The organism is Streptomyces sp. NPDC093984, assembly GCF_044764595.1.
Classification (GTDB): domain Bacteria; phylum Actinomycetota; class Actinomycetes; order Streptomycetales; family Streptomycetaceae; genus Streptomyces; species Streptomyces cynarae.
On sequence record NZ_JBIWIM010000013.1, the window covers coordinates 146,237 to 156,336 of the forward strand.

12 protein-coding genes are annotated in these 10,100 nt (G+C 69.8%); 4 read left to right on the forward strand and 8 right to left on the reverse strand.

Features of this window, described 5'->3' with window-relative positions; genetic code table 11:
- The first annotated feature begins 129 nt into the window (after window positions 1-129).
- Window positions 130-1,371 carry a ThuA domain-containing protein gene (locus ACIRC0_RS33535; RefSeq protein ID WP_403623930.1) on the forward strand — a complete coding sequence of 414 codons (1,242 nt, stop codon included), beginning with the start codon at window positions 130-132 and terminating at the stop codon, window positions 1,369-1,371.
- A gap of 63 nt (window positions 1,372-1,434) precedes the next feature.
- Here the strand turns inward: ACIRC0_RS33535 and ACIRC0_RS33540 are convergent, their stop codons facing one another.
- The 4 genes from ACIRC0_RS33540 to ACIRC0_RS33555 form a co-directional block, all read right to left on the reverse strand.
- Complete coding sequence (locus ACIRC0_RS33540; RefSeq protein ID WP_403623933.1) at window positions 1,435-2,805, reverse strand: VWA domain-containing protein; 1,371 nt, start codon at window positions 2,803-2,805, stop codon at window positions 1,435-1,437.
- Window positions 2,802-3,659: an AAA family ATPase gene (locus ACIRC0_RS33545; RefSeq protein ID WP_403623969.1), complete on the reverse strand. Its 858-nt coding sequence runs from the start codon at window positions 3,657-3,659 to the stop codon at window positions 2,802-2,804. Before ACIRC0_RS33545 ends, ACIRC0_RS33540 begins: the two co-directional genes overlap by 4 nt.
- 87 nt (window positions 3,660-3,746) lie before the next feature.
- On the reverse strand, window positions 3,747-3,875 hold the full coding sequence (locus ACIRC0_RS33550) for a hypothetical protein (protein WP_403623936.1): 129 nt from the start codon (window positions 3,873-3,875) through the stop codon (window positions 3,747-3,749).
- A 126-nt stretch (window positions 3,876-4,001) separates the two neighbouring features.
- A complete protein-coding gene (locus tag ACIRC0_RS33555; protein ID WP_101406533.1) occupies window positions 4,002-4,382 on the reverse strand; it encodes a helix-turn-helix domain-containing protein in 381 nt (126 codons plus the stop codon).
- A gap of 142 nt (window positions 4,383-4,524) precedes the next feature.
- On the opposite strand from ACIRC0_RS33555, the gene ACIRC0_RS33560 reads away from it, so the two are divergent.
- Window positions 4,525-4,932: a RidA family protein gene (locus tag ACIRC0_RS33560; RefSeq protein WP_403623972.1), complete on the forward strand. Its 408-nt coding sequence runs from the start codon at window positions 4,525-4,527 to the stop codon at window positions 4,930-4,932.
- 142 nt (window positions 4,933-5,074) lie between these two features.
- Here the strand turns inward: ACIRC0_RS33560 and ACIRC0_RS33565 are convergent, their stop codons facing one another.
- The 4 genes from ACIRC0_RS33565 to ACIRC0_RS33580 all read right to left on the reverse strand — a co-directional run bounded on the left by ACIRC0_RS33565 (window position 5,075) and on the right by ACIRC0_RS33580 (window position 8,441).
- Entirely contained in the window at window positions 5,075-5,668 is a 594-nt protein-coding gene (locus tag ACIRC0_RS33565; RefSeq protein WP_403623939.1) for an SRPBCC family protein, read from the reverse strand.
- A complete protein-coding gene (locus tag ACIRC0_RS33570; protein ID WP_403623975.1) occupies window positions 5,647-6,390 on the reverse strand; it encodes an SDR family oxidoreductase in 744 nt (247 codons plus the stop codon). Before ACIRC0_RS33570 ends, ACIRC0_RS33565 begins: the two co-directional genes overlap by 22 nt.
- Window positions 6,391-6,720: 330 nt before the next feature.
- Complete coding sequence (locus tag ACIRC0_RS33575; RefSeq protein WP_403623942.1) at window positions 6,721-6,933, reverse strand: hypothetical protein; 213 nt, start codon at window positions 6,931-6,933, stop codon at window positions 6,721-6,723.
- A gap of 722 nt (window positions 6,934-7,655) precedes the next feature.
- A complete protein-coding gene (locus tag ACIRC0_RS33580; protein ID WP_403623944.1) occupies window positions 7,656-8,441 on the reverse strand; it encodes a helix-turn-helix domain-containing protein in 786 nt (261 codons plus the stop codon).
- A gap of 64 nt (window positions 8,442-8,505) precedes the next feature.
- On the opposite strand from ACIRC0_RS33580, the gene ACIRC0_RS33585 reads away from it, so the two are divergent.
- Window positions 8,506-9,312, forward strand: a complete 807-nt coding sequence (locus ACIRC0_RS33585) for an SDR family oxidoreductase (protein ID WP_403623947.1) — start codon at window positions 8,506-8,508, stop codon at window positions 9,310-9,312.
- Window positions 9,313-9,355: 43 nt separating this feature from the next.
- Entirely contained in the window at window positions 9,356-10,009 is a 654-nt protein-coding gene (locus tag ACIRC0_RS33590) for an SDR family NAD(P)-dependent oxidoreductase (protein ID WP_403623949.1), read from the forward strand.
- Window positions 10,010-10,100 lie beyond the last annotated feature (91 nt).

A 10,100-nucleotide genomic window follows, 5' to 3' on the forward strand; every position in this document is an offset into this window, starting at 1 on the left:
GCGCCTGCGTGGCCGTCCCGGCGTGCTGCCGACTAGGTCTGGACCATTGACATGGACATGCGCTAAACCTGGGGGATGCAGTGGATGGGCGCATGTTCCCATTCCTCCCCGCACGAGGAAGGGCCCCGCATGTTCAGACCTCGCACCGCCCGCCGGTGGTCCCGGCCCCTGCCACGGTTGTTGGCGCTGTTCGCCGTGCTGCTCGGCCTGCAGGCGGGTCCGGCGCACGCCGCGCAGGCGGCGCCCGCCTTCAAGGTGATCGCCTTCTACGACGGGACGTACGACGCGGCGCACATCAGCTTCGTCCACGAGGCCAACTCCTGGTTCCCGCAGGCCGCCGCGCAGTACGGCTTCTCGTACACCGCGACGAACGACTGGAACCAGCTGAACACCGCCAACCTGGCCGGCTACCAGGTGGTGATGTTCCTCGACAACTACCCCCACACCGCCGCGCAGCAGTCGGCGTTCCAGACGTACATGAACAACGGCGGCGGCTTCCTGGGGTTCCACGTCTCGGCCTTCAACACCGACAGCCGCGACTGGCCCTGGTACCACGACACCCTCCTGGGCACGGGCACCTTCCAGACCAACACCTGGGGGCCGACCGCCGAGACGCTCAGGATCGACGACCCCGCCCACCCGGCGACGGCGGGCCTGCCGGCCACGATCACCTCCTCGGTCAGCGAGTGGTACAGCTGGCAGTACGACCTGCGGCAGAACCCGGCGATCGACATCCTGGCGTCGATGGATGCCTCCACGTTCCCGGTCGGCACGGACCCCGGCCAGTCCTTGTACGGCGGCTACTACCCGATCATCTGGTCCAACCGGAACTACAAGATGATCTACGCCAACTTCGGCCACAACGCGATGGACTACTCCAGCAACACCACCCTGTCCTCGACCTTCGCCAGTGCTCAGCAGAACCAGTTGCTCCTCCAGGGCCTGCGCTGGCTGGGCGGACAGTCGGGCCCGGTCACCCCGCCGCCCCCCACCGGGCCGATCCACGGCTACGGCGGCAAGTGTGTGGACGTGGCCGGTGCCGGCAGCGCCAACGGCACGGCGGTGCAGCTGTACGACTGCAACGGTACGAGCGCGCAGAACTGGACGGTGGCCGGCGACAGCACCCTGCAGGCGCTCGGCAAGTGCATGGACATCACCTCGGGCGGTACGGCGAACGGCACCAAGGTGCAGCTGTACGACTGCAACGGCTCCGGCGCGCAGAAGTGGCAGCGCGGCACGGCCGGTTCGCTGGTGAACCCGCAGTCCGGGAAGTGTCTGGACGCCACCGGTCCCAGCTCCGCCAACGGCACCCGGCTGCAGATCTGGTCGTGCACCGGCGCGGCCAACCAGAGCTGGACACTGCCGTCGTGACGGCGAGTACCTGCTGACGGAGAAGCACCGGGACTTCGGCCCGGTGCTCGCCGCGTGACGCTGTCAGACCGGCAGCAGCCGGGCGATGAGTGCGCTGAGCTGCCTCGCGTTGCGGCACTCGTACATATCGATGACATCGGCGTAGGCCGGTGCCGCCGAGTCGCCCGTGCCCCACTGGAGGCGCGGTTCGGGATTCAGCCAGTAGACGCAGCGGGCCCGCTCGGCGATGTGCCGTACAGCCGGCAGATTCGGATCAGCCATGTTGGTACGGGCATCGCCCAGGACGAACACAGTGGTGCGCGAGCCCACGGCGTCGGAGTACCGCTCGGTGAACTCGCCGAACGCGACTCCGTAGTCGCTGCTGCCGTGCCAGCCCGTGAGTGCCGCTTCCGAGCGGATCCGGGCGCCCAGAGAGCCGGGATCGGCCGCGCCGTGCACCAGCATCCTGGTCACCTCGTCGATCCGATTGACGAAGGCGAAGACCCGCACCTTGCTGAACTGGTCATGCAGTGCCTGCACCAGCAGCATCGTGAAGTCCGAGAACCCCGACACCGAACCCGAGACATCGCACAGCAGCACCAGCTCGGGCCGGACGGGACGGCGCCGGCGCAGCACGGGCCGTATCGGCACACCGCCCGTCGACAGCGACCCGCGCAGGGTGCGCCGCAGATCGATGGTGCCGCGGGCGGCACGCCTGCGGCGCGCGGCGAGCCGGGTGGCCAGTTTGCGTGCGAGCGGCTGAACGACCCTGCGCAACTCGGCGAGTTGCTCCCGCCCGGCGGACAGGAAATCGACCCGGTCCGCCGTGGTGGCCACGGCTCGACGCGCGATCTCATCCCGGCCGCGCCGCTCGGCGACACGGCGCCGCGCCTCCGCTGCCACCTGCTCACGGAAAACCTGGATGCGCCTGCGGATCTCGTCCTCGAGCAGCCGGTCGGTGAACCCCGCCCCCGCTTCCTGAGCCCGGATGCCGTCGCGGACGCGCGCCAGCAGCGTCTGCGGGCGGAGCCGCTCGAGCGTCTGGTACGACGACCAGCCGTCCGACTGTGGCGATGATCCGTACCCGCCGAAGCCGTTCACCGCCTCAACCGCCAACTGCGCCATCATCCCTCGGTCGTTGGCGGCCAGTGCCTCCGCGAGCCGGTTCCGCAGTCCCTCCCGGTCCGCAGGAGCGTCGGTGGCGTGGACCCCGACGCGAGCCGGGAAGTACACATCGAAGACGGCGTCGAACACCCGCCGCTGGCCCTCGGTGTGCAGCAGCGTGGCCGCCAGCCCCTCACGCAGCAACGCGCGGTCCGCCAGGCCGAGTACTTCCACCACCCGCGCGGCATCCAGGGTCTCGCCCGTGCCGATCCCTATGCCGTGCGAACGCAGCGCGCCGACCAGACCGGTCAGCCGCTCGGCGACACCGGTCGCCGGTGCGGAGGCGCTCACACGGCATCCAGGTCGAGCTTCGACGCCGCCTTCAGGACGTCCTCTTGATGCTTGAGGACCACGCCGAGGGTCTCGCGCACAACGGTCTCCTCGAGCGCGTCGGCGCCGAGGGCGAGCAGGGTGCGCGCCCAGTCGATCGTCTCGGCGACCGAGGGAACCTTGCGCAGGTCCATCTCACGCAGCGCCCTGACCACCCGCACCAGGGACTCGGCCAGCGCCTCGTCGATGCCCGGAACCTTGAGCCGGACGATGCGATGCTCCAGCTCCGCGTCCGGGAAGCCGATGTGCAGGAAGAGGCAGCGGCGGCGCAGCGCCTCCGACAGCTCGCGGCTCGCGTTCGAGGTGAGGACCACGAAGGGGCGCCTGGCCGCAGTGATCGTGCCCAGTTCGGGGACGGTGACCTGGAAATCGCTGAGCACCTCCAGGAGCAGGCCCTCCACCTCGACGTCCGCCTTGTCCGTCTCGTCGATCAGCAGCACCTTCGGTTCGTCCCCGCGGATGGCAGTCAGCAGCGGACGCGCCAGCAGGAACTCCTCGCTGAAGATGTCCGTGCGCGTCTCGTCCCACGCCTCGTCACGGCCCGCGCTGATGCGCAGCAGCTGTTTGGCGTGGTTCCACTCGTACAACGCCCGCGACTCGTCGATGCCTTCGTAGCACTGCAGCCGCACCAGCCGTGCCCCGGCGACCTGCGCGACGGCCTTGGCGAGTTCGGTCTTGCCGACCCCGGCGGGACCCTCCACCAGCAGCGGCTTGCCGAGCCGGTCGGCGAGGAAGACCGTCGTGGCCACGGCGGGCGACGCCAGATAGCCGGTCTCGGCGAGGCGCGCGGAGACCTCGTCGACGGATGCGAACAGCAACGGAGCCTCCATCTTTGCGCGGTACACGTCCGGTGCTATCTAAGCGCTTGCTCACCGTGTTGTCACCCGTGACGGACGCATGCGTCACCGGCGGCCGAGCCGGTCGCGTACACCTGCGAGGTCGACGACGTGGCACCAGCTCGAACGGGTGACGGAACGTGTCATGCCCGTGTCGCCCGCCTCGACCTCGAACAGCCCCTCCTGATCACGCATACCGGGATCATCCCGCACAACTGATCACCAGACGCACGCGGGTTGCCGGTTACTGTGACTGAGCACGCTGGTTGGCCACTCTGAGCATTGCAGCTGGCCGGCCCACGGCGGCGCGTGCGCCAGCCGTCAGGCGTCGAAGCGGCGGCGGGCGGCCTCGATGTGACCGAAGTACTGGTGGGTCCAGCCGCACATTCCGTCGACCGTTGCGCGCAGGGCTTGACCCGGCTCGGTGAGGGTGTATTCGACCCGCGGTGGGACGGTGGGGTGCACGGTGCGCTCGACCAGGCCGTTGCGCTCCAGCATGCGCAGGTTCTGGGTGAGCATCTTGTGGCTGATGCCCTCGATCTCGTTCCGCAGCTCGCTGAAGCGCAGGGTGCGATCGCCGAGACCCTCGACGATGAGGAACGCCCACTTGTTGGCGACGTCGGAGAAGATCTCCCGCGCCAAGGAGCCCGCACGCGCCAGGTCTGCATCCTCGGGCGAGCCTGTGAACTGCGTGGTCACCATAAGGTTCTCCAGTCACTGAAAAGTGCGTTCTTCCACCTCAGCGTCCACTCTCTTACGGTTTCTGAGTAACCACAAGGGAGTGAGTGTCTTGACCGGCGCGGACGCCGTGCCCACAGGCGCTCAGGACGAGGAGACAGGCAGCATGGCCATCACCTTTATGAACCCCAGCGGATTGCCCAAGATCGACGTCTACCGGCAGGTGTCGATCGCATCCGGGTCGAGGCTGGTCTTTATCGCCGGGCAGGTCGCCTGGGACGCCGAGGGAGTCACGATCGGCGAAGGCGATCTCGCCGCCCAGGTCGAGCAGAGCTATCTCAACGTCGGCACCGCCCTGGCCGAGGCCGGTGGCTCCTTCGGCGACGTGGCGAAGCTGACCTTCTACGTCGTCGACTGGACCCCCGACAAGATGCCCGCGCTCCTGGAAGGGATCTCCCGGGCAGCCGCGAAGCTGGGGATCACCCCGGCCCCGCCGACCACGCTGATAGGCGTTGCGGCACTGGATGTCCCCGACCATCTGGTCGAGATCGAAGCCACCGCGGTCCTCGACTGAACAGGTGCTCTTTGCCACTGAGCACCGAAATGGCCAACTACGGCGCTCAGTGGCCAACCAGCGTGCTCAGTCACAGTTACTGACCCACGCTCCTAGTCCACCTGTACGGGGGTCCCACCGGGGGCGGCCCGCCGGGAGGCCGTCAGGCCGGCCGCGCCAGGCGGGCCGTCAGAACCCGGGCCCGGGCCTGCTGGACCCCTCTCGCCTGAGAGGCGGCGAAGCGCAGCAGGCCCGGGGGCGTCCGCAGGTGCAGGGTGTCGGTGACGACGCTGCCGGCCTCGTGATGGTCGATGGCGAAGCGGTAGCTCATGCGGACCCGGCCGGGGCTGCGGACCTCGCCGAAGATCTCGGCGGAGTGCGGGAGACCGTCCGAAACGGCGACGAGCGTGACGTCGATGACGTTGTCGTGCCGCAGGACGCCCAGGAACCGGAAGTACTCCACGGCCGTGTAGTGCACGGTCCCGCCGCTGCGCCGCACGTCGCGGACGGCGACGAGGAGTGGCGACAGGCCGATGTAGTGGGACGGTTCGGCCAGGTGCGCGAAGACCTCCTCCGGGGGCGCGGCGATCTCGAACACGTGCTTGAGCTCGGCGGACGGCACCTCGGACCCCTCCTCGAACAGCGCGGTGGCACGGTGATCCTCCCATCGCCGGCGCGAGCGCGACGGCGCGAGAGCGGGAATCCAGCCGACGCTGGGGCGGCCTGCCCCGTTCTTCACCGTTGCTGCGCGAGCCACTCGTCGAAAGTGGTAGGTGCGATGCGGGCGTCCTGGCCGGGCAGAAGCACGTCACCGGCCATCTCCACCCCGAGCACCGACGACCAGGTCGGCACGAGTTTCACTGCGTGGCCGCGCGCGTCGTGCGTGCGCCGGGCCATGTCCACCAGATCCTGCGGCTCCGGGCCGGCGACATCGCGGTAACGTCCCCGCGGCGCCCCCACGGCGATCTCGGCAAGGACCTCGCCCACGTCCGCCGGGGCGATCGGCTGCACGAGCAACGGCGGGATGGTGGCGACACCGTCCTGCTCGGTCCACTTCGTCACCGTCGCGGCGAAGTCGTGGAACTGAGTAGCCGCAACGATCGTCCACGGCACCGGGCCCTCGGTCACGAGGCGTTCCTGCTCCCGCTTGCCGGCGTAGTGCGCGTTGCCCTCTACGCGATGCAGCCCGACGATCGAGAGCAGCACGTGGTGACGGACGGCGGCCCGCTCCTCGGCGGCGAGCAGATTGCGCGTGGTGGTGCCGAAGTGCGCCACCGCCTCGTCCCGGTCGGCCGTCTCGTGGCTCGTGGTGTCGACGAGGACCTCCACGCCGGCCAGGACGGCGTCAAGGCCCTCGCCGGTCGACAGATCGACACCGAGCGAGCGGCTGATGCGCACGACGTCGTGTCCGGCCCGTTCCAGGGCGGCCACGGTGAGGGCCCCGATGTTCCCGGTCGCACCGGCGACGGCGATTCGCATGGCCTGCACGGCGATTCCCTCCTTGCCCGCCGGCGCGGCTCGGACCTGTGAAAACACCGGCCGATCCGAGCATGCGGCGCGTCGAGTCCGGAGGCCGGCGACGCACTCGTCAATTGTGACATCTCAACGGTCTGCGGTCTCATGGCCTCGTCGAGGAGGTCTATCCGGTCGGGCCGCGCTACACCGGCCAGCCCGATAGTCGGCGCACCCCCGTCGCATGGCTGCTCGCCTCCGACTCCGGTCCGTCGCCGGCGTAGAGGCAGGAACCGGGGGAGGGGCGGTTCACCCACCCCCGTGGGTGCGGTCGGTCGCCACCCGCTTCACTGCTGGTCATGGGCGCCGGTTTCGCAGCTGCCAGGTGGCCTGGGATGCGGTGCTGGTGTCGTCGTCCTCTCGGTCGGCGTGTGGCTGGCAGGTGGAGCACAGTTCGTGGCGGCCCCAGTGGGTGATCACGCTGCCCCAGCCGTTGCACACTTCGCAGCCGAGTGCGGAAGCGGCGTCGGCGCGGGGGTTGGGGTCGGGAGCTTTCGCTCCGTGGGTCATGCGGCTCTCCTGGCATCGAGGCTGTCGGCGGTGGGGTGCGCTGGGTGCGCGTCTTCGCTAGGTGATGCCCACTTTATACCGTTTACCGCCCGATTGCGTCCGTTTTGGGAGTTTTTATGACCGGTTCTGTTGTGGCTAGGAGGATGGCATCGCTGCGTGACAATGGTGGCACCTACAGTCACCAAGGTCGGCATCGGGCAACGCTTGCCGCCCGCAGTGTGCGGCCCGCTCCGTTCAAGGCGTCGGTCGTCGGTGCCGACGAGTGCCGAGCAAGCACTGCGGCCGTCTACGGCACAGCGGCGCCGTACTGGGGTGGCCGTAGGCGACATCCGCTCGTGGTCCGCGTCGTCCGGTGATTCCGGCCGGTGTTGCTGCTGCGTACGGCCCTCGTCGACATGCACGCTCCGGTACTCGACCGCATTCTGAGAACGGCCCGATCAGGCGCCAAGAACCGGCCGAACCGGAGAGGTCCGTGACCCTGCTCGTCTTGCTCCTGCCCACCCTGTTGATCATCCTCCTCATGCGGGCGGCTCCGCATTTCATGGCCCGGCAGGGACGGGACGTTCTGCATGAAGCACGGCGCCGGGTGCGATGCCGGCTTCCGCGCCCGCCGCCCCCGCGTTGAGGCCGCACTGCGGTTGCTCGTCTCGCGGGGGTGCTCCGTGGTGGGTCGTCCAGGGGCGAAGCCGTGCTGGTGAACAGGAAACCCCGGCCGGCGTGCGTCAGACGAGCCGGGCGAGGGCGGCTTCGGAGGGGCTTCCCGGCGCCGCCTGGTAAGCGATGATCACTTGCTCCTCGGCGCCGCCGACGGTGAGCGCCTGCCGCCGCAGAGCGAGCTCACCGACGATCGGATGGACGAACCGCTTGAGTTCGTCGCGCGAGGGTCGCGCGTCGTGCCGCGCCCACAGACGGCGGAAGTCCTCGTCCGCTTCCAACTCGGCGACAAGGCGTGCGGTTCCGGGGTCGTGCGGGTCGGCCTCGGCGCGCAGGGCCGCGGCGGTCTGCGCGGCGATCTCCGGCCAGTCCGGGAGCAGTCGACGAACTCCCGGGTCGAGGAACATGTCCCGCGCCAGGTTGTGCCCGGGCTCGTACATGGGGGCGAGCGCGCGGGCGAGTTTGTTCGCGGCCAGCACGTCGAAGCGCCGATTGCGCACGTACGCGGGACTGCCCGTCCACGCGTCGAGCAACTGGTGCACGTCCGGGGCGACCCCGGTCTCCGAAGGCCTTGCGGGATGCGGGGCGGCGAGTGCGAACAGGTGCGCCGTCGTGTCGGCGTCCAGCTCCAGCGCCCGCGCGAGCGCCTGAAGCACCTGCGGCGACGGGTGCCGGTCGACACCTTGCTCGAGCCGGGTCAGGTACGGCTCGCTGATACCGGCCCGCCGGGCCAGCTCGTCCCGGCGCAGGCCCGCGACCCGGCGCCGGCCGGGGGCGGACAGGTCCGCGTGCGAGGGCGGGACCCGTCCCCGCCGGGCCTTGAGAAACTCTCCCAGGACGTTGTCACTCGCCATGGAAGGGAGGGTAACCCTCCCGGGGTGCTGGTTGCGGAGCGGTGGGCCGCGCAGGGTGGAGGACATGAAGACCTGGTTCATCACCGGCGCGTCCCGCGGTTTCGGCCGGATCTGGGCCGAAGCCGCCCTCGCCCGCGGCGACCGCGTCGCCGCCACGGCGCGCCGCCCCGAGTCCCTGCAGGACCTCGTCGACGCCTACGAGGACCGCGTCCTCCCACTCCGCCTGGACGTCACCGACCGGGCAGCGGCAACTACCGCCGTGGAGCGGGCGGTAGACGCCTTCGGCCACCTCGACGTGGTCGTCAACAATGCGGGTTACGGCCTCTTCGGCATGGTCGAGGAAACCACCGAGGAGCAGGCCCGCGCCCAACTCGATACCAACCTGCTCGGTCCGCTGTGGGTGACGCAGGCCGCACTGCCGTACCTGCGTGCCCGACGGCGCGGTCACATCGTGCAGGTGTCCAGCCTCGGTGGCCTCGCCGCCTTCCCCACCCTGGGGCTGTACAACGCCTCCAAATGGGCGCTGGAAGGGATGAGCGAAGCGCTCGCCCAGGAGGTCGGCCCGCTCGGCATCCACGTCACCATCGTCGAACCCGGCCCCTACGGAACCGACTGGTCCGGTGCATCAGCGATGCACACCGAACCCATCGCCGCATACGAACCGATCCGCGAGGCGCGCCGGGCCGGCGCCACCGCCCGCGCACCACAGGACCCGCAGTCCACCGCCGACGTCCTCCTCGAACTGGCCGACACCGACGAACCACCCCTGCGCCTGTTTCTCGGTACGTACCCCTATCCCGTCGTCGAAGCCGTCTACCGGCAGCGACTGGACACCTGGAACGCGTGGCGACCGCTGGCCGCCAGGGCCTGACGACGGGTTGTCACATCATGGACCGCCCGGCAGAGGAGAACCCGTGCACAGCGAACGACTCGGACCGGTACACATCGTCGGTGCGGGCCCCGGGGTCGGTGCCTCGGTGGCGCGGCGTTTCGCCCGCGCCGGCCACAGCGTCGGGCTCGTCGCACGCGACCCCGACCGGCTCGCCGCCCTGACCAGGGATCTGACCGCGGACGGCATCCCGGTGCAGTGGTGCCCGGCCGACGCGAGCGATCCCGCCGGCCTCACGCGGGCACTGGCGGTGCTGGCGGAGCGGCAGGGCCCGGCGGAGGTGCTGTGCTTCAGCCCACTGCCGGACATCGGCCTGATCAAACCGGTACTGGAGACCGGAGCCGACGACCTGGACCGGGCGCTGGCACTGAACGTGGCCGGTGCCGCTGCCGCCGCGCGCGCTGTGCTGCCCGCCATGCGTGCGGCTGGTCGCGGCACCCTGCTGTTCGTCACCGGCGGTGCCGTGGTGCGCCCGAACCCCGACCGCGCGGCGAGCGCGATCGTCGGGTCCGCAGAGCGGACCTACGTCGCGCTGCTGTCCCAGGCACTGGCCGACACCCCGCTGCACGCCGCCCACCTGGTGGTTGTCGGCGCGGTGGGCAGCGGACAGAAACACGAGCCGGACACCGTCGCCGACCACCTCTGGCAACTGCACCACGCCGCCGCCGAGCCCTACTAGTAGGACTCCGTTAGGTCTGTGTGTCGACCTTGTTCTGGGGCACGGTGAGTATGTGGATGCACATGAAGTGAACCGTGTTCGGGCGACGTTG